This window comes from Polynucleobacter sp. HIN8 (assembly GCF_030297615.1).
GTDB lineage: Bacteria > Pseudomonadota > Gammaproteobacteria > Burkholderiales > Burkholderiaceae > Polynucleobacter.
On sequence record NZ_AP028139.1, the window covers coordinates 1,232,463 to 1,251,650 of the forward strand.

General features: G+C 42.6%; 17 protein-coding genes and 3 tRNA genes. 13 read left to right on the top strand and 7 right to left on the bottom strand.

What is annotated here, in order from left to right; translation table 11 throughout:
• Nucleotides 1–2 precede the first annotated feature (2 nt).
• From QUE65_RS06520 to QUE65_RS06530, 3 genes are all read left to right on the top strand, one after another.
• Nucleotides 3–1,442 carry a sensor histidine kinase gene (locus QUE65_RS06520; RefSeq protein WP_286280168.1) on the top strand — a complete coding sequence of 480 codons (1,440 nt, stop codon included), beginning with the start codon at nucleotides 3–5 and terminating at the stop codon, nucleotides 1,440–1,442.
• The gene (locus QUE65_RS06525; protein WP_286280169.1) at nucleotides 1,439–2,092 is read left to right on the top strand and encodes a response regulator transcription factor; all 654 of its coding nucleotides are present in this window, start codon (nucleotides 1,439–1,441) and stop codon (nucleotides 2,090–2,092) included. Before QUE65_RS06520 ends, QUE65_RS06525 begins: the two co-directional genes overlap by 4 nt.
• A gap of 797 nt (nucleotides 2,093–2,889) precedes the next feature.
• Complete coding sequence (locus tag QUE65_RS06530) at nucleotides 2,890–4,176, top strand: lipase family protein (protein ID WP_286280171.1); 1,287 nt, start codon at nucleotides 2,890–2,892, stop codon at nucleotides 4,174–4,176.
• 155 nt (nucleotides 4,177–4,331) lie between these two features.
• On the opposite strand, the gene QUE65_RS06535 is transcribed toward QUE65_RS06530, so the two are convergent.
• The 4 genes from QUE65_RS06535 to QUE65_RS06550 form a co-directional block, all read right to left on the bottom strand.
• Nucleotides 4,332–4,604 (bottom strand): hypothetical protein, encoded by a 273-nt coding sequence (locus QUE65_RS06535; protein ID WP_286280173.1) that lies wholly within the window; start codon nucleotides 4,602–4,604, stop codon nucleotides 4,332–4,334.
• Nucleotides 4,605–4,715: 111 nt separating this feature from the next.
• Nucleotides 4,716–6,560, bottom strand: a complete 1,845-nt coding sequence (locus QUE65_RS06540; RefSeq protein ID WP_286280175.1) for an AIPR family protein — start codon at nucleotides 6,558–6,560, stop codon at nucleotides 4,716–4,718.
• Between the two features lie 204 nt (nucleotides 6,561–6,764).
• On the bottom strand, nucleotides 6,765–8,009 hold the full coding sequence (locus QUE65_RS06545; RefSeq protein ID WP_286280177.1) for a hypothetical protein: 1,245 nt from the start codon (nucleotides 8,007–8,009) through the stop codon (nucleotides 6,765–6,767).
• A 211-nt stretch (nucleotides 8,010–8,220) separates the two neighbouring features.
• Nucleotides 8,221–8,297, bottom strand: a tRNA-Arg gene (locus QUE65_RS06550).
• Between the two features lie 80 nt (nucleotides 8,298–8,377).
• On the opposite strand from QUE65_RS06550, the gene QUE65_RS06555 reads away from it, so the two are divergent.
• The 5 genes from QUE65_RS06555 (at nucleotide 8,378) to QUE65_RS06575 (ending at nucleotide 11,935) form a co-directional block, all read left to right on the top strand.
• Nucleotides 8,378–9,406: a tyrosine-type recombinase/integrase gene (locus QUE65_RS06555; RefSeq protein ID WP_286280179.1), complete on the top strand. Its 1,029-nt coding sequence runs from the start codon at nucleotides 8,378–8,380 to the stop codon at nucleotides 9,404–9,406.
• Between the two features lie 135 nt (nucleotides 9,407–9,541).
• A complete protein-coding gene (locus QUE65_RS06560) occupies nucleotides 9,542–9,787 on the top strand; it encodes a MerR family transcriptional regulator (protein WP_286280180.1) in 246 nt (81 codons plus the stop codon).
• 8 nt (nucleotides 9,788–9,795) lie between these two features.
• The gene (locus tag QUE65_RS06565) at nucleotides 9,796–10,365 is read left to right on the top strand and encodes a helix-turn-helix domain-containing protein (RefSeq protein ID WP_286280181.1); all 570 of its coding nucleotides are present in this window, start codon (nucleotides 9,796–9,798) and stop codon (nucleotides 10,363–10,365) included.
• 26 nt (nucleotides 10,366–10,391) lie between these two features.
• Nucleotides 10,392–10,631, top strand: a complete 240-nt coding sequence (locus tag QUE65_RS06570) for a hypothetical protein (protein WP_286280182.1) — start codon at nucleotides 10,392–10,394, stop codon at nucleotides 10,629–10,631.
• Between the two features lie 380 nt (nucleotides 10,632–11,011).
• The gene (locus QUE65_RS06575) at nucleotides 11,012–11,935 is read left to right on the top strand and encodes an FkbM family methyltransferase (RefSeq protein WP_286280183.1); all 924 of its coding nucleotides are present in this window, start codon (nucleotides 11,012–11,014) and stop codon (nucleotides 11,933–11,935) included.
• A 334-nt stretch (nucleotides 11,936–12,269) separates the two neighbouring features.
• On the opposite strand, the gene QUE65_RS06580 is transcribed toward QUE65_RS06575, so the two are convergent.
• Nucleotides 12,270–12,346 (bottom strand) — tRNA-Arg (locus tag QUE65_RS06580).
• Between the two features lie 111 nt (nucleotides 12,347–12,457).
• Between QUE65_RS06580 and QUE65_RS06585 the strand changes: the two genes are divergently transcribed.
• Genes QUE65_RS06585 through QUE65_RS06595 form a run of 3 tightly spaced genes read left to right on the top strand, consistent with a single transcriptional unit; the run spans nucleotide 12,458 to nucleotide 15,574 of the window.
• Nucleotides 12,458–13,300, top strand: a complete 843-nt coding sequence (locus tag QUE65_RS06585) for a methyltransferase domain-containing protein (protein WP_286280185.1) — start codon at nucleotides 12,458–12,460, stop codon at nucleotides 13,298–13,300.
• A gap of 8 nt (nucleotides 13,301–13,308) precedes the next feature.
• The gene (locus QUE65_RS06590) at nucleotides 13,309–14,664 is read left to right on the top strand and encodes an APC family permease (RefSeq protein ID WP_286280187.1); all 1,356 of its coding nucleotides are present in this window, start codon (nucleotides 13,309–13,311) and stop codon (nucleotides 14,662–14,664) included.
• A 55-nt stretch (nucleotides 14,665–14,719) separates the two neighbouring features.
• Nucleotides 14,720–15,574, top strand: coding sequence for a hypothetical protein (locus QUE65_RS06595; RefSeq protein ID WP_286280188.1), 855 nt, complete (start codon nucleotides 14,720–14,722; stop codon nucleotides 15,572–15,574).
• A gap of 29 nt (nucleotides 15,575–15,603) precedes the next feature.
• Here the strand turns inward: QUE65_RS06595 and QUE65_RS06600 are convergent.
• A tRNA-Pro gene (locus QUE65_RS06600) sits at nucleotides 15,604–15,680 on the bottom strand.
• Nucleotides 15,681–15,762: 82 nt separating this feature from the next.
• Here QUE65_RS06600 and QUE65_RS06605 point away from each other — a divergent pair.
• The gene (locus QUE65_RS06605; protein ID WP_286280189.1) at nucleotides 15,763–16,176 is read left to right on the top strand and encodes a hypothetical protein; all 414 of its coding nucleotides are present in this window, start codon (nucleotides 15,763–15,765) and stop codon (nucleotides 16,174–16,176) included.
• Between the two features lie 99 nt (nucleotides 16,177–16,275).
• Nucleotides 16,276–18,375, top strand: a complete 2,100-nt coding sequence (locus tag QUE65_RS06610) for a TonB-dependent receptor (protein WP_286280190.1) — start codon at nucleotides 16,276–16,278, stop codon at nucleotides 18,373–18,375.
• Here the strand turns inward: QUE65_RS06610 and QUE65_RS06615 are convergent.
• Nucleotides 18,365–19,111 (bottom strand): lysophospholipid acyltransferase family protein, encoded by a 747-nt coding sequence (locus QUE65_RS06615; protein WP_286280191.1) that lies wholly within the window; start codon nucleotides 19,109–19,111, stop codon nucleotides 18,365–18,367. The two genes, QUE65_RS06610 and QUE65_RS06615, sit on opposite strands and share 11 nt — an antisense overlap.
• Nucleotides 19,112–19,188 lie beyond the last annotated feature (77 nt).

Below are 19,188 nucleotides of genomic sequence, written 5' to 3' on the forward strand. Positions count from 1 at the left end.
ATATGAATTCATTTGCTGTACTCGGTCTTGCTTATTTTTTATTCACTCTGATTTCAAGTGGGTTTTTGATTGCTGCATTTAGAACTCAATTAGATTCATCCGCCCGTTACTTTTTATTTTCAGAACTCTGTATGGTTATTAGTTGTGCGGTGATTTTTTTAATAAATGTTAATGCTGTAGCCGTGAATGGGCTTACCATCGGAATCCCAAATTTTGCAGTCCTAGCATCTGAAGTAGCAATTTTGTACAGCACTCTTTGTATTGTTAAGAAAATGAACAAAAAGTGGTTTATGTTTGGGGTAATCGCCCTTGCAGCACTTACCGTCATTGCAGAAATCAATCGTAACGAATCCAACTATCGCTGGATCATCACCACTAATGCAATTATTGTGACAAGCCTATTCATAGCGAATTATTGGGCATACAAACACGTGTTACTTCCAAAATTTCCCAATAATCAGTTTGTTCAATTTTTGAAATGGCTCGCGTTTGGTTTGATTTGCTTTGGACTCATTCGGGTAATCGCCAACTTTACGAGCGCCCCTATTATTCCGAGAGGGGAGCCAACCACTGCTGCAATGATTGCCTTCACATTATTCATGGTATTAAGTAGCTTTCGCTATATGAGCTACATCGGTTTTCGGATTACTTGGGTCGATCAATTCAATCCGTCTGAAAACATTCTGAATCAACCTCTCGTTAAAGCTATTGAAGAAAAAAATCAGTTCTTGCGAGGCTTAATTGCCTCAAACCGATTCATTGGAATTAGCGCACTAGCTAGCTCCCTTGCCCATCAACTAAGTCAACCTTTAACCACGATTGCGATTCGAGCTGAAACAGCTCGCCGAGATTTATCACCAGCTAGTAATAGTGTTGGTACCATTTCCTCGTTAGATGAAATTTGTGCTCAATCGAGCCAATTATCAAGCCTGGTACAGAATTTAAGGCAGCTCTTTGGATCAAAGATTGAGAAATTTGAGTCAATTAATTTACAAAAAGTTTGTAATGAAGTCCTCGAGATTATTAAACCAACCCTTCAATCAAAGAGAATTACTCTTCTTAAACAATATCAATCCAATCCCATTATTTTTGGTGATGGGGTTCAATTACAACAAGTACTAATTAACTTGTTTAACAATGCGATCGATTCAATTAGTGAGAATAATTCTGGCGTTAGAGAAATTATTCTTAGCATTACAAATAATGAGTCCTACGCTACCCTATCCATAGCTGATAGTGGTTTGGGTATCAATCCAATGGCTTTTGAATCCCTCTTTGAGCTTTATAAAACAACAAAACCAAGTGGGCTTGGCGTTGGTTTGTGGTTAAGTAAAACCATTATTGAGCGGCATCAAGGCAAAATTACGGGATTCAATCATGCAAATGGCGGAGCATGCTTTGAAATTCAAATCCCTTTGAATGAGATGGGTGGAGTGAAATGAAGCAATTACGCGTCATTCTAGTGGAAGACGATACTGCTCTAAGGGATAGCCTAACAGACTGGCTCTCGAAAGAATATTTGGTGACCCAATTTGAATCTGCTGAGGCATTACTAAGTGCCTTGAATAACTTTGACCTTGAGGATAGGATTCCTACCTGTATTCTGCTAGATTTTCAAATGCCGGGCATGAATGGGGTTGAACTACAAACTAAGTTAAAGGAAATTAATATCGATTTCCCAATTATTTTTACTAGTGGTAATGCACAGCAGGCCGATATTATTGATGCATGGCATGGTGGAGCTGCTGATTTCTTACTCAAACCATTTACAGGAGAAAAAATTAGTCAAGCCATCGAGGCCCTATTTGAACAATCTAGTGCAATGAAATTAAATACAGTCTCTATACCGTTTGCCAATCACACAACATCAATTCCAATTAGTCAACGCGAGGCTGAAGTTTTAATACTTTTGGGCAAAGGTTATCGACAATATGAGATCGCTAATGCGTTAAATATAACTCTGCGTACGGTTAAATGGCATCGGGCTAGCATAAAAAATAAGCTTGGCTTAAATACCCTTGTTGAGATTGCGAGGTATTGTGATCAGAATAAATTATTAATAGAGAAAACTTTCAAAAGTCCTAGCAATTGAAATAATACATATTGGCTTTCCCAGCAGAAGTCTAGTCCTTAATTTATCCAACTGAATAAATTATTTCTCTTTTTAATCTGCGAATTTTCGTGTTAAACGGAGCGTCACGATCACTAAAATGTTTATGACCTTTTTTAGCCGAACTATCGTTTTATTTCTCTTAGCCAAGCCTCTTATGGGATTGGCAATTGATCTACAGCCAAACGATATTGTTGCGCCGCCGCCAGATAAGACGTATTAGATGCTTAGCTACTTTGCCACAGAAAACACTACTAACTATCGAAATGGCTCTGTAGTTTCATCTGCACCCTACGGTAGCCCAGTTATAAATAATCTAAACTTAGTATTAAGGGCGACAAGAAGTTATACGCATGGCGATCTTCCGGGCCTTACTTTCGCCCAACTTCCTTATGGAACTATTCAACCAGCAGTCTCACTTGCGAATTACCCTACCAGTACCGGGATTGGTGATTTCACATTAGCTTCTGCTATTTGGCCTTATGCAAATCGTGAAACCCGTACCCTCTTGATTGTTCTTAGCCAGCTTTTCAATTGACGGGCGATATTCATCGCAGTATCTTGCTAACTCGACGGAGGCTGAAAAATATGTATCGACAAATATTGCGCAAAACTTTTTGAAAAACTGTACCTTGGTACGGTCTTTTTTTAACAGTATTGAATTAGAGTTGCAAAAAATGAGGGTTTTTAATAGAGTACCTTTGCTTAATCAAGGTAAATAGGTTTTTGTGTAGACCCTTTTGGGCCAAGTAAGTAATATGCATAGGATTGACATTCAAATGAATAAAATTATTACTGGTTTTATATTTGCAGCGCTTTGTAATGTGGTCAATGCAGAGCCTCCTGTACAACCTTTTTACGCCTCGGTAATAAAAATGAAGCCAGAGGGAAAATTAGGACAAGTTATCAAGCAAGAGAAAATTGATACGTCAGTAAAAGGGGCGCAAGCGTGGAAAATTGCTTACATCTCCTCTGATGTATCTGGTCGAAAAACTATTTCAACTGGTTTAGTGGTTGCTCCAACTGGCAGCGTACCAGCTGGTGGCCGCCCAATAATGACCTGGGCTCATGGCACTACTGGAACCGCCCAAAACTGTGGGCCATCTCAGGTGATTAACCCTGCAGTACCTATGAATGAATATTTCTTGATGGGCGGAAATTCATGGACAGATTATGGAATACCAGCCCTTGAGGAATTTATTAAGGAGGGTTACGTTGTAGTAGCTACCGATTACCAGGGTTTAGGCGGTGGTGGTAAGCATCAGTATGCCGTTGCTGTGACAAACGGAATGGATGCCATTAATGCAGCTCGAGCTGCGGGCTCTATGAATGTAACAGGAGCAAATAAAAAAGCAGTATTTTATGGTTGGTCACAAGGGGGTGGGGCTGCGCTTGCTGCCTCGACTTTGCCTGACTATATCAATCAGCGAGGTACCGCCTTTGATAATATCAATTTTGTTGGATTCATTGCAATGGGGCCGCAATATGCCCTAGCGTCTGCACCTACTGGCAAATTAGATCAAGCGGGCGCTAGCAAGTTTCTTGCGGACTTACTAAAATCATATATTCATAACATTTTTGATTTCACCCATGCAACCATGTTTTTATGGGGAACGCAGGCTGCCTTCCCTGATCTGAAATTTTCCGATCTATTTACGGATGAAGGAGTAAAAGCAGTTAATCAGATCTACAGCAACAAATGTATGCATGCTGCCAGTGATACGATGAATTATTACTTTAAGGATGGTTACAATGCCCTTCTAAAGACTAATCAAGCGAATGCGCTTGCTTGGGCTGAAGCGGTATATAAGGGTAGTGCTCAACCTGTAAAGCCAGTTGCCCCAGTGCAGATTTATTATGGCTCTCTTGATAATGTAAACCCACCAGCAATGGGCGCCATGTTTCAAAAGCAAATGTGTGGTTTGGGCGGCAATGTCGGCAGAATGGAGTTGCCTGGAAAACAAACTCACTTTGATGAGCCCCGTGGCTCTCAACAATTCTTTTTACCTTGGATTAAAGATCGTGTTGCAGGTAAACCATTGGCAAATGGCTGCCCATCAAGCTAGGTAAAGTTTAATTTTCAAGATATTGGCGGCAACAGTTTAAACCACCTTCGGGTGGTTTTTCTTTGAGTGTCCGCTCTGGGTCGAATCGAGCCTGTGGTTTATTGCTAAGGCGAATGACTGCTCTACATAGTGGAACAGCCATTCGCAACTCTGCATTATTTCTTAAAGCCACTTCTTAGTTTGGCACTGGCTATCTCAATTTGGGCATCAAGCTCCCCTGCTTTTACTGCAATCTTGATACAACCAATCCCATCTTCGACGCCAAGGAATAGCTCGCCACCGGCACCAACTTTTCCTTCGGCGCCATTATTTCCAACCAGTCCCCGGGGAATGAAAATATTTGTCGGGTTTCCCGACATCTTCCACAAGATTCCAATAGCGTCTTGGATTCTATCTGATGCCACCGCGCCACCACCACGATCCTCCATATCAACCAATCTGGGTCACAATTCCGCCATTTAGATAGATAGAAATTTCCTTAAGTGGCCCGCCCAGCAGGATTCCTAGCAAATCATTTAATCAAAAAATCAAAGGGAGAATTATTTAAACTTTGAAGTTATTTGCATGGAATCGATTTGCGAAGCAAGTAACTTTACCCACGCAGATTTTGATAAGTTTGTTATTTTTTTATCAATTTCAGAAGAACCCCTTTGCCATTGCCTCTCAGTAATAGTTTCTGGATATAGATCACCAAGCATTTCTCTTGCAAATTGAAGAGATGTATCAAATAACTTTTCTAAAATTTCACCAACCGTATCTCCTTCACCAAAATCCCAACCGCCTTTGGTGATAACTAGCCCCTCTAAAAATTTTGACTTGTTAATTACCCCTAGTGAATCAAGCTCATCCAAAAATTTACCAGCCAAATATACTAGAACAGTTCCTCTCTCAAGCGATACCTTATCTACACCACCAACAGTATTTTTCTTAAGATCTTTTACCTTTTGTTGAAATTCTAATGCTAGTAAAAAAATCCCAATCCTTTCTCTAATAAAAGTATCGGAGACTGTATGAATATCACCAAAAACTATTTCATAACCAGTGGGCAAAGTGTTTCCAGAATCATCTTTTTCTTGAGCAAATAAAGCATTTACCCCTCTCGATTCAACCTTATACGGATTACCAACAAAAGCGTAAACTAATTTCATAAAAGTAAGTAGTTCAAGGGGGACGCCGTGCTTCTCAGATTTGGAAACCCTTTTTCTATAGTAATTAATTGGCTTCCCATTTCTTTTGCAATTTAAATTCTTAACTCTTTTTTCCCACTCAATTTGAATGGGTTCATTTGAGTAAAAGTCAGAGGGAAGAATTGCGTTTTGAGTATTGTTGTATTCAGTAATTTTCCTTAATATATCTTTTTTTGTTCCATGTGATGGCATCTCAGTAATTCGCATCAGAACCTTTAACTCTTTTGATTGGTCATGTCCCGCATATGAGAGACTTCTGACAGTCTGGGCTCCATTAACAATAGAAAGACCTTCTCCACTTACATAGTTATCTTCAATAAGGAGGGAGTTACAAATTGCTGAAATACCATTGTTGTAAAAGAAAAAGTTTTCTGGCTCTTCCTTAGCGGTTGCTCTTATCTTTTTATTTTTTCCTACATCACCAAGTGGATTTCTAATGTTGTAATTAAAAAGGTTAGTACCAGTTCGATTAAAAATATCAATGAGATCATTTGCTTTTACGGCAAGTACAGCACTCCTAAGAGCACTATTCTCAACTACAAATATACTAGATGCTCCATTTTCGCTTTTTGCAGGATAGAACTTAAATTCAATATTATCTTGAAGCATTGCCTCTGCCTCAACCTCAATTTGCTCTCTTATTGCCGGCTCGTCCATTAACTCAAAAAATATCTGATCCTCAGGATTAAAGCCTTTCCTCCTTAATTTCTCTGGAATATTAAATCCACGTTCATGTATTGCCCTTGCATTGTTATCGACTTTTGAGTTTGATAAAAACCACATATAAAACTTGTCCTTTGACCAATTGATCTCATTTATTATTTCTTTTAGCTTAGGTTTTAATTTGAATTCATCGGGGTCAGCCAAACGTAAAAATACATTTGACCATTTGTCAAAGTCCTCTGGAGCAAGCGTTTTACCGCCCCCAGTGTATTTTGATTGAATCACGTGAACTTGATCGCCTTTTTTGATCAATACATCACACCCACCATCACCTGCCCCGTCTACATAACCTGCCTCAAAGTCTTCAAATAAATCAATGAATTGTTTAATTGGCAATATTTGACTTACAAAAAATTCAGCTAGAACGCGAGATCTCTCGATTTCAGTTTTTAATCTATCAAAGGGAAGTTCTTTTTCTTGACTACAGTATTCCCAAAGTCTATTTTTGACTATTTCAGATTTTCTAAGGGCCACGGTAAATTACCTTATAAAAATGGTTAGTGCCACCGAATCTTTGTGTAGATTACCAAAAAATTATCGGTACTTAAAATTTTTATGAAATTTCATCATTAAGCACCAAAAGTCGGTCTCTCAATTGACAATCTCCCCTGGACTCGCTAAAAAGGCCAGCTGAAATCTCCCTAATCTTATAAGCCCATCAGGAGTCAAATCTATAACTTAAGCCAGCCTGAAACCATACCCTTTCGAGGACTTAGCTTTACCTTTAATTATGTTGCTTATCGAGGAGCGATGAATTCCAAGAGTTTTTTCTGCTTGTTTGGCACTTTCAAAAAAAATCTCTTTACCTGAATTGAGTTCAATGGCATAAACTGGTTTTGAGCGGGCCTCGGCAACAAGCGCTCCTTTAAATTTATTTGGCGGTCTTTCCGAGTTGTCTAAGGTAAACCACCATCCTGCTGCAGATTTTCTTTGCCCTGATGTAACTGATGCAGCTGCGCCTTTATAGAGACCTAGCTCCTTATCTGCAACCGTGCAATTTCGAAATTCCTTTTTTTCGCCGTTTGATAAATTAACTGCATAAACTTTCTGATCTCTTTTTTCTCTACGCAGTACCGATCCAAAAGTCTTGGGCATTTCTCGGTGATCCCCCTCAAACCTAATCCACCAGCCATTAGCGGAGGTGCTTTCGCCTCGTGCCACTGATGAAATAAGCCCCTTCGTCACTCCCAGGTCTTTTGCTGCCTCTTCTAATGTTTTGTAATTTCTTTGTTCTTTTGTTGCAAATGATGTGGCTATTAAATTCTTTGATTGTTTTTTTTGGACCCCTAGAATGCGTAGCTTGTTACCCCAGATTGTTGGGGGCTGTTTATGCTTATCTGCTTCATAGCGAAACCACCAGTTTGCTACTGAAGTTCTTTCGCCTCGTGCAACTGCCATAGGCATATCTGTACTTTTTAAACCAATTTGTCTTGCTGCATCTGAGCCAGATTTAAATTTTTGAGATTTACCTGTTTTTAAATTAATACCCACGATTGGAATATCGTTTTCAGCAACCATATCTCCGCCAGGAGATAGGTTATAGGTATGCTTTGATTTGTGTCCGCCAGCCGTTGCGATTGCACTTATTTCAGCTTGATTTAATGATTCTCTAGTTTCCCCAAAGGCTAGTATGTAAGAGTCAAACTGATGCCATTCATATTTTTTAATGGCAGCCCCAAATCGACGATTATTCTTGTAAGCCATTCCCGAAAACCATCTTTTCGATGCTTCTTGTTCAGTAATGCCTATATAGCATTGTTTATTTAAACGGTTTATGTGTATGTAAAGAATATTTGTTGATTTGCTAATTTCAACCTTTGAAAGCTTTAGAACCTGAAATTGGGCTCCATTGGCAACCTCGACTGTTTGAGAGGGGTATTTTTTATTCTTTTTTGAAAGATAGAAATAGCTAACGATATCCATAGCAATAAAGATACTAGCCTTTTTATATTCCAGAATCTTGTTTAGTCACTTTCTAACTTGTCGGGCTTCCCGACAAATTCCACATCATTCCACCGGATGCCATTAGTTACCGGGATCCCACCCGGCGTCACAGCCCCACCGCCACGGTCCTCCAGGTCTACCAATCTGGGTCACAATCGTCTCAATCCACACAGTTGAAATCGCCCGGAATTGGCCTGCCCAGCAGGAGTCGAACCTGCGACCTACGGCTTAGAAGGCCGTTGCTCTATCCAGCTGAGCTATGGGCAGATGTAGTAAATACAAAGCGTTAGAGGTAATTTGCATTTCCCCAATGTTGATTTGGTCAGGATTTGGTCAGGGGGAAGCAGATGGCATCAATTCAAAAGCGAGGTTCTTCATATCGGGCGAGGATTACCAGAGAGGGTAAAAGCACCCTATCGGCAACCTTCCCGACTAAAGCTGAAGCACTAGCATGGGCAAGCGAGATTCAAGCAAAAATTAGGCTTGGCATCTATCACGATGAGAGTGAATTAAGGCCCATCCAAGAATCGGACTTTGAAGAAGCGGCAAACCACTACATCCAAACCCATTCCATCTATAAGAAGAGTGGTCATTCCGAAATTGGCATCATTCGCATACTAATTAAGCGTTGGGCAACCCTAGATGTCGCAGAAATTAATAAATTCCATGTGCTAGCCTTGCGAGATGAGCTTTTATCGCTTGGGCGAGCGGGCAGTACCATTAATCACTACTTCAATGCCATCTCCAAGATTTACCAAATGCTCACTGAAGAATGGGGTATGCTGGTTACCAACCCAATTAAAGGAATAAAACGGATTCCCAATAGCAAAGGAAGAAGTGTTCGGGTCAATCGGGATATTGAATCGCAGCTTTTGGCGGGCTGCCAAGCTATTGATACGCCCCTACTTGCGTCCATCATTAAGTTTGCCATTCAAACCGGAATGCGAAGAGGTGAAGTCATGGGGCTTGATTGGGCTGATGTTGATATCGCCAATCGTAAGGCATATCTACATAAAACCAAAAATGGCGAAACCAGACAAGTGCCACTGACCTTGCGTGCCATCGAGGTTTTGAGGGCTTTACCAAAAACTGAGGAGAGAGTATTCCCGATGACATTTGATTGCCTTAGAAGTCAATTTAAACGCCTGAGAAGCTATTTAAAACAAGGTTGGGATGGCTATGGGGCAAACCCATTTAAAGACCTAAGATTTCATGATTTTTGGCATGAAGCACTCAGCCGATTATCCGATGCCGGTCTAAATGTAATTGAGCTGTCTCACATCAGTGGACACAAAACTTTGGCCATGCTAAAGCGTTATACCCACCCTTCTCATGAAGCTATTTTCTTAAAAATTGATAAAAATTTAAGCCTATAAATAACTCTTTGTTTTGACATTTATTACTATTTTCTCTAAAATAGAAAGTGCTAGGAAAACTAGCATTCGGACCACTTCGAATATTTGGAAAGTCTTGCGTTGCAAGATATGTGAAACCTATATTCGGAAAATAAGATGCGTCCTTCTACTCCCAGCATTCCTGATGGTTTAGCAAAATTAGCTGATGGCAGAGACCTTATTGGCACCTCTGAGATATCTAAGGTAGTTAATGTCTCACCAAAAACAATACTTAAACACCTTCATTTAAATGGGCATTTTTACGGAATTCAGCCCGTAAAAATTGGAAAAGGTTGGCAGTTTCCAATTCATGCAATTGCAAGGCTAATCCAGCATGGAAGCCCAAACAATAAATCCAAATAGGGGTTGCTATGGCTAATACCCTACTTAAACAATTCCGCTTCATGAATAAAGGTGATTTGCCCACAGGGTTGAAATTAGTTCTAATGTACCTGTGCGATTTAGCTAATAAGGAAACTCAAATAGCGTTTCCATCTATCGCAACTATGGCCAAAGAAATTGGAATGTCCGAAAAACAAGTCCGAAGATGGACGCATAAGTTAGAAAAAATTGGATTAATAAAAATTGTTGGAAATAGGTTTGGGGGCGATAAAGGAAAATCATGTCGATACAAGATTACATTACCAGCAATCGCAGATATAAAGAATAAATCCCAACAAACTTCCCCTCCCATGAGTGACCCTCACCCCTCCCCCCGGAGGGCTTTTACCCCTCCCACCGAAGGGAGCCAAACCGTAGTTGAACCTTTATTAACCAATAAAGACATTATTAAAAAATTTGGATTAGGTTGGGAGAAAAATCCTGATACTGCATACATTGTTGGTAGGGAGTTAGGTATTAATGCTTACCCCGGTGAAGAGACATATACGCTTGTTGGCCGCATCTATAGCAAGCTAAATGCAACCCAAAAATTTCATTAACATATTGCACAACAAAAAGACCCAAAATGCCCACGAATACTGAAATTCTTGAAGGCCTCACCCCCCGTATCAATCTGTCCACCTCAGACGATATTCGTAGGGAAATGGCTAGAGTCTATCTAGAAACTAGGTTCAACAAAATCTTGCCCAATAACGGGTCAAAGCTCGTTTACATGCTGATTAATATTCTAAAAGCATACGAGGTCACCGAGATAGAAAAACGCCTTGTAGAGCTTGAAAAAGCCCATTTAAAGGGGGATAAATGACTGCCCTCTCCCGCCTTGAAAAACTAGAGCAAAAGCTACTGCCCAAAGTCAAACAGGTACATTTTGTCGGGTGGGCGGATTGTGAGTGGAAGGCATGCGATGGCTTAATCAGACAGCCCAGTGAATCTAAAGAACAGTTCTTTAAGCGAATTAGGCTGAATAATCCTGACAAACTGATTTTTTGGTGTAAATAGCAAGTTAGGAAATTTTTGAACCTGCCTAAAACTCTAAAACTATATTAATAGTCAAATGCCGAACCAGCCATTAAAAGATTACGACAAAAACATATAAAAAGCTACCTTAGCTCATCAATCAAAGGAGTACTAAAGGTAACCTAGTAGGTATATTAGAGTACTTGGTCGGTTGTTTAAATTTTTTTCTTGTACTTTCCATCAGCATCTGCTGCAAGTAAAATTCGTATCCGTACATTAACGCAAATGAAATTGATAAGGCAAAAAATGGGGCTAATACAAATAATTAAACCTTTAGTCGAGCGATTCCCTAGTGTTGCTATGGCCTATCGACAAATACGAGACATAAGAGCTTTAAGTAATGAACCTCAATTGACTAGGCTAGGTTTTAAATTTAATGGAAATAAAAAAATGGAGAATGGGTTATTTGAACCCATTGAAACAAATTTAGTAAAAAAAATACTTCCAAAAGTTGATTTTGTTGTGAATATTGGCGCAAATATTGGCTATTATGTTTGCCATGCATTACAAAGTAATAAGAAAGTATTTGCGTTTGAGCCAATAGAAATAAATCTTAAGTATCTATTAAGAAATATAAAAGCTAATAATTGGCAAGAAAATTGCGAAATATTTCCAGTTGCATTAAGTAATAAAACCAGCATTATTGAAATCTATGGCGGCGGTACTGGTGCCTCACTCATCAAAGGATGGGCCGGTTCATCTGAAAAATACTCAACCTTTGTTCCCTGCTCAACTTTAAATAACTTATTAGGAGATAGGCTGGTTGGCAATTATGTTTTTGTAATCGTCGATATTGAGGGCGCTGAAAATATGATGTTAGAGGGGGCTACGAAATTACTTGATATGAATCCAAAACCAATATGGCTTGTTGAAATTAGTGGGGGAGAGCATCAGCCGAGAGGCACAAAGATAAATCCGCACATCATGGAAACATTTGAAAAATTTTGGCAAAGGGGATATGTAGCGATTACAGCAGACAACCAACTCCGAAAGATATCAAGAGAAGAGATTCTCAAAATTATTGAGTTGCAAGTTGATAGCTTTGAAACACATAACTTTCTGTTTTATGATGAGAATAGAAATTTATTCTAGTAAGTTAGTTTCCTGATACGCATTTGCCAACCCAAATACTCGCTATACGGGAACGGACGGTCAACATAAAGCTCTAATCGCAAGCATAGACCAATACAAGAAGGCTTACATAGTCTATTTTGGGCATGAACCATCGGATAAACATTTAGTTCCCGCTGAGTGGCTTACAAGTGGATATAAGGCGATAGATTTCAGCCTACTTTTAGAGCATTAAATTGCCCTAATTTGGTCAGGAAATGGTCAGGATTTGCGGTATAGTTAATCAAGTGCAAGTTGGGGGGATGTTAGAACTTGCCTACAACGCTTGATTTACAAAGGCCTATTTAGAACTACTTGGCCTGCCCAGCAGGAGTCGAACCTGCGACCTACGGCTTAGAAGGCCGTTGCTCTATCCAGCTGAGCTATGGGCAGTTGGGATGACTGATTTTAATGGACTATCCCCTGCCTTGGGCTCTTTTGGGCAATTTATTAAACTCCTGTTATAAATAGTGTTTTCATAACAAAAACTGCGTTGGAGATTTCATGAAATTCCTCAAATCTTGGCTTCTACTAATTGGTTTAAGCCTTTCTATTTCTTCGTTTGCTCAATTCCCTGCCGATGTGGGTGATGACAAGTATCAGCCTCGCTTGGGTCAGGAAGGCAAGGATGTGATTTGGATGCCGACTAGCAATGAGTTGATTGCCCAAATGCTCAAGACTGCCAAAGTGAGTCCCAATGATTTGGTATATGACCTTGGTGCTGGTGATGGCAGAATTGCGATCGCAGCAGCCAAAGATTTCGGTGCGCGTACTGTTGGTATTGAGTTCAATCCCGATATGGCAGCCTTTGCACAACGCAATGCGAATCGTGCGGGGGTGGGTGATCGTGTCCGAATCATTAATGGCGATATCTTTAAAGAAGACTTTAGCAAAGCAACTGTCGTGACCATGTATTTGTTACCCGATCTGAATTTACGTTTGCGACCCATCATTCTTGCCATGAAACCCGGTACTCGTGTGGTCTCGCATGCCTTCACAATGGGCGATTGGGAAGCCGATAAAGAAATTGATGCAGGCCAAAGAGGTTACTACTGGGTCGTTCCTGCCAATGTGGCTGGTGAATGGCAACTCGATGGTGTTGATGTAAACGGCAAAGGCACCCTCAGTTTGTCTCAACGTTACCAACGGGTTGGTGGCAATCTCACCATCAGTGGCAAATCACAACCAATCCTTAATCCAACCCTTGAGGGCGACAAACTGAGTTTTGGCTATCTTGATCGCAAGAACAATTTGCATTCAGTGAAAGTTACTGTCAATGGCTCTCAGTTAAAGGGTGAAGATAAAGGCGGCACAACCTTTACTGAAGTAACCGGTAAGCGCCGTTAAGTCTGTCAATGGGAAGTTCTGAAGGCGCTAGCTCTAGCGCCTCCCCTCTTCGTTTGCTCAGCCCCCTTGGCGCTGTTGCCATTATTGTGGGCATCGTCATTGGTGCCGGTATCTTCAAAACCCCATCGATGGTGGCTGGTATCACCGGTGACGTTGGCTGGGCTATTTCCATTTGGATCGCTGGCGCACTCATCTCATTGATGGGTGCACTTTGTTACGCTGAGCTTGCCACCCTCTATCCCCATGCAGGCGGGGATTACCATTTCTTGACCCGTGCGTATGGCAAGAATGTCTCATTCTTGTATGGTTGGGCTAAGGCGATGGTCATTAATACTGGCTCGATTGCTTTGTTGGCCTTTGTGTTTGGTGACTACATGACCAAGGTGTTACCTCTGGGGGCTCATTCTTCGCTTTATTGGGCATTCTTTATTGTGATTGCCCTCACACTGGTTAACTTGATTGGTATTCATGCGTCGGCCAATGTGCAAACAGTACTCACTGTTTTAGAGGTGACTGGTTTAGTTGCCATCGTAGTTGCTGGCTTTGGTTTGTTTGGAAATGCTCCACCTGCGGTTGATAACCCTCCCATGTTTAGCAGCACCCCACAACTGGGCATGCTTGGCCTGGGGATGGTCTTTGTCTTACTTACCTTTGGCGGTTGGAATGAATCCGCTTACATCTCAGCTGAACTCAAGGGCACTAGCAAAACAATTGTGAGCGTCATTGTGATCAGCTTGGTGGTCATTACCATCATCTATTTACTAGTCAATATTGCCCTCATTAATGGACTTGGTCTTAAAGCACTAGCCAGTAGTAAAGCCGCTCCTGCGGATCTATTGGGCTTAGTCTTTGGCCCTGTGGGTGAGAAATTACTAGGTTTATTTGTAGCGGTTGCTGCGCTCACCAGTATTAATGCCACCATGATTGTGGGGGCCCGCACCAACTACGCCATGGGTGAAGACTGGGACGGTCTTAGCAAAATGGGTCAATGGGAATCCTCCCGCGGCACGCCCACATTTGCGTATCTGGTTCAGGGTGTCATCAGTCTGGCCTTGGTTGGCTTTGGTGCCCTACAAAGCGATGGCTTTGAAGCCATGGTGGAATTTACTGCCCCGGTCTTTTGGACCTTCTTGTTATTGGTTGGTATTGGTTTATTTGTATTGCGGTTTAAAGATCGCTCAGCTCGTCCCTTTAGTGTTCCCCTCTACCCCATCACACCACTGATCTTCTGCGCCTCATGTGCTTACTTGGCTTACTCCAGCATCATGTATGCGCATAGCAAAGGAGCAGTGCAGATCTCTTTTTACGTGATGCTTGCCGGTATCGTGGCATTACTCATTCTGCGTTTACGTAAGACCTCCTAGGTCATTAAATTGACATCTGGCTCTGTAAACTGGAGCTTTTAGGGTATTGCTGTTCATGCGTTTGTTCTCGTTGATTCAATATGCTTTGCTGATTCTGGTCTTGACTGGATTGCCAAGACCAGTCTATGCATTTGAGCCATTAAATACCGATGATGCGGGCACGATTGGTAAAAGCGTTAACCAGATCGAGCAGTACTTTTATGTTTTACACAACAACACGCCAGGTAATCCTGGTAGCGTGGCTACCCCTGGTGAGGAGTTCCGAGGGCTTGGTAATGCCAAGGCTTTTCCATTTACCTACACCCATGGTCTCTCTGATACCACTGAGATTGCGTTTGCAACCACCTACTATGCAACTCCGCGTGGATCCTACTCGCCGTTCTCAAACAATATTATTTCCTTTAAATGGCGCTTCTGGGGTGATGGTCAGACCGGCCTTGGAATGGCGATTAAGCCAGCAATTACACTACCAGCAAGTACCTCGCAACAGGTGCAAGGCTTAGGTCTGGCAAAGACCAATTACGAGTTCAACTACATCCTCTCCTACTATTGGGAACGGATTCAGGTACATACCAATATTAGTTACGCCCGTAATCCCTACAACACCAACTATCCCATTAGCGGCACATACAGTCCGTATCAAATTAATTTGGTATCGGGTTCGATTGCCCCCGTTTGGATCGTCAACTCGTGGCTCAAACTTGCTTTGGATATTGGTAGCTCGATTGATACTTCCCCAAATGCAGCCGCCGTTAATGACTATGGGATGGTCGCAGCGATATTCTCAGTCGATAAAAATATTGATGTTGGGTTCTCGTATTTACAAAGTAGCACGACACCAAATAATGCATGGACTAGCAAAGGGATCGTATCCAACCGTACCGAGGTTGGCGTAACGTGGCGTTTTTGAGGAATTTCGGAGAATCAACAAGAGAAAAGTGGTCGGAGTACAAGGATTCGAACCTTGGACCCCCTGCTCCCAAAGCAGGTGCGCTACCAGGCTGCGCTACACTCCGACAGGCCTCTATTATAGCCTGACTGGGGCCTAAGCGCCCTCCTACATTAGGGGGGCTTGACAGCTCAGGTACTATCTAGGGTATGCATATCTCATTGCTCCATCGCCTCGCCAACCTTCAGACCACGCCCATCAAGCGCTGGGTCGTGCTTGGCTTCGTGCTATTGAGCCTCTTAAGCACTCAATGGCTTGGGTTGGTTCACCAGATAGAGCATCAAGAATTTAAACCCTCAGCAACCCTCCACGCCCATGAGTCCCATGCCAGCTGCGAGAGCCATGATCATTCACTCTTTGCGTTCCTAGGTCATGAAGAAAGTTCGGTTGAGTGCCAACTCTTTGATGCGATCACACTCGCGGGTCTCATTACCAGTAGCCCAATTCAGTTTGTTGCTCCAAACATATTTAGCCAATCCCTCTTTGGTTTTGTCACTCAAGTTAGTGCATCTCGCACTCACGAGCCCTATCAATCGCGGGCACCCCCACTCCCCATCCTCTAATCCCCTAAGTTAAATCGGTCTTCGCTTGAAGACGGATTTGGATGATTAATCGGCTTGACCTGGCTTAGCTGGGGCACGCCTCATTTGGATGAATCAATCATGAACCTGACATATTCAGCGATCGCAACACGGCGATCAGCCCTTTGGCTTGTGGCCACAGCTGCATTTAGTAGCGCAGCTATGGCACAACAAAATCCCATGCAAATTGATGTCACAGGCTCCCGTGAGTCTGCAAGCAGCATTTTGACCCCCACCAAGATCTTGCAAGGTAATGAGTTGCAAGACAAATTAGGTACCACCTTAGGCGCCACCATTGGAAATGAACTTGGTGTATCGCAAACGGGTTACGGTCTTGGTGCATCACGCCCTGTGATGCGCGGTCTTGAAGGAGCGCGTGTTCAGATCTTACAAAACGGTCTATCCGTTGGTGATGTCTCTGCAATCTCTGCGGATCATGCGGTAGCAAGCCCAGTGGCGAATGCGCGACAGATTGAGATTTTGAGAGGAGCTGCCGCTCTACTCTATGGCTCAGGATCGAGTGGTGGCTTAGTCAACGTGGTCAATGATCGGATTTTGACAACCTTGCCCGATAAGCCAACGGGTGCCGTGAATACCAGCTATGACACAGTGAGCAATGGTCGTGCTGCCTCTGGTGTTATTGAGAGTTCTGTGGGATCCGTGGCAGTTCATGTGGATACAGCGATTAACAATAATCAGAACTATCGGATTCCGGGGAACTCAGCTTTAAATGGCAATACCAATTGGAATATTCCTGGAATTGATGGGGTTAATTACACCGGCAAATTACCCAACTCGTTTAACAATCAAAACAACTTGGGCGTAGGTGCTTCGTATATTGGCAAATCGGGATACACAGGTATTTCGGTTGAGCGTTTGAACAATAACTACGGTATTCCGACGCCAGAGGGCGGAATGATTGCCCAATCGCAGAATCGCTATGACTTCCAGCACCAGACCCGTGATCCATTTGCAGGGTTCTCTTCGATTAAGTTCAGCGCAGCCAATAGTAATTACAACCATACGGAGTTTTCTATAACAAATGGAGCTTATACACCTGCCGCTCTTTGGAAAAATATTGCTAATGAGGCAAGGCTTGAATTGGCTCATAAAGCAATTATGGGTTGGAAAGGAACGTTTGGTGCACAAGTAACGAGATCCTCCGTTGAGGCTGTAGAGATTGGAAGTGGAAGTTATGCCATCTTGCCATCGACCAAGACCAACTCCAACGCACTCTTCTGGATTGAGGAAGGCCGATGGGGTGCCCTACAAGGTAATTTGGGCTTACGGTATGACAATGTCAAACAAAATCCAAATTCTTCAACGGTATTAAGTGCTGAAGGTCCATTCGCTAGCCCACCAACAGACCCTACAGCTCCCCAAGTCCAAAGTAAAAACTTTAATTTAATCTCCTATTCTGCTGGCGGCCTCTGGAACTTTGCGAATGGGTATGGCACTGGACTTTCCTATACAGTTTCTCAGAGAGCTCCAAGTGCCCAGGAGCTCTACTCCTACGGAATTCATGAGTCGACCGCCACCTTTGCAGTGGGTAATTCCAATTTAAGTAAAGAGACCTCACACAACCTAGAGTTCAATCTTCAAAAAACCATGGGGCAAGTTCGGGGCAAGGTGAATGTGTATCTCAACAAATTTAAGAACTATATTTATGGCTTCTATACTGGACAGTACATCACTGACGCTGCAGAGGAAGGTAAGGGATTCTCTGTAGTCCAAGCTCAACAAGCTGCTGCCACCATTAGGGGGGCTGAGGGTGAGTTGACTTACAACTGGGGTAATGTGGGTAATGGTGCACGCTTGTTTGCCGATGCTTCACAAGGCACCTTTGATGCGGGTGGTAACTTGCCATTGCAACCTGCTCCTCGGGTTGGATTGCAGGTAGCGCATCAGAAAAATGGGTGGTTGGCCAATGCGAGTTATATCTATAGCTTTCAACAAAATCGTTTAGCCACTTGGGAAGTTGGGCCCACGCCAAGCTATAACCTCTTAAATGCCGGTTTATCCTATACCGAGAAGATCAACAAGGTGAGCTGGACGGGCTACATGATGCTCAAGAATATTCTGAACGATGATATTCGGTATGCCACTACGCCAATGGCGGTTCGTTTATACGCACCCCAGCCCGGCCGCAGTTTGATGGTTGGCGTTCGAGCTAACTTCTAGTCTCAATCATGGATCGCACTTGGGTCTCGCAATACAGCGCGAGGTCCTTGCGATCCAAATCAGTTGCTGGGCTTGGAGCAAAGATCAGCTCGACGGTAATGGCTTTAGCTCCGAGCATCTTCGTAATTGAATCAATTAAGGTCATGTCGCCAATGAAGGCGGTGGCATCGCTATATTCCTGATTTGCATTGCGATACCGAATAGCCATCGGGAAAGTTTGCACCTGGGTTTGTGCGGCTGATTCAAAGAGATTCGTCTTGAATGGTAAGACCTGATCCCCTGCCGTTGAGGTCCCTTCTGGGAAGATGCATATTGGTTCTTTGGGGAGCAGATCTTCCAATCGCTTAGCAATCTCTTTGCCGTGCCGTTTATTGTCTCTGCGAATAAAGAGGGTTCCAGTTTGCCTAGCCATCCAACCAAATACGGGCCAGCCAGCGACTTCCGACTTAGCCACAAAGCGGCAAGGTAAGAAGGAATGAATACTCGCAATATCAATCCACGAAATATGGTTAGCAGCAATCAAATAGCCCCCGCTCTTGGGTAAATACTCGGTATTGATGGCCTTGAGTTTGAGACCAAAGATGCTAAGCAGTTGCTTCGACCAAGCTTGAATATGGCCTTTCTTGGTAGCTTCTTGCGCAAAGGGAAAGATCGTTATCAGGATCAACGCGCCTTTGATCACATGGAAAATGATGTGCAAGGCGGGCCAGAGTAAGAGTCGGGAGGAATCTGCCATAGTTCAGATGATAAAGGGGATGTATTGGCGCTTGTCATCAAACTGACACTAAAGTGTCATGATGATTTCATGATGCG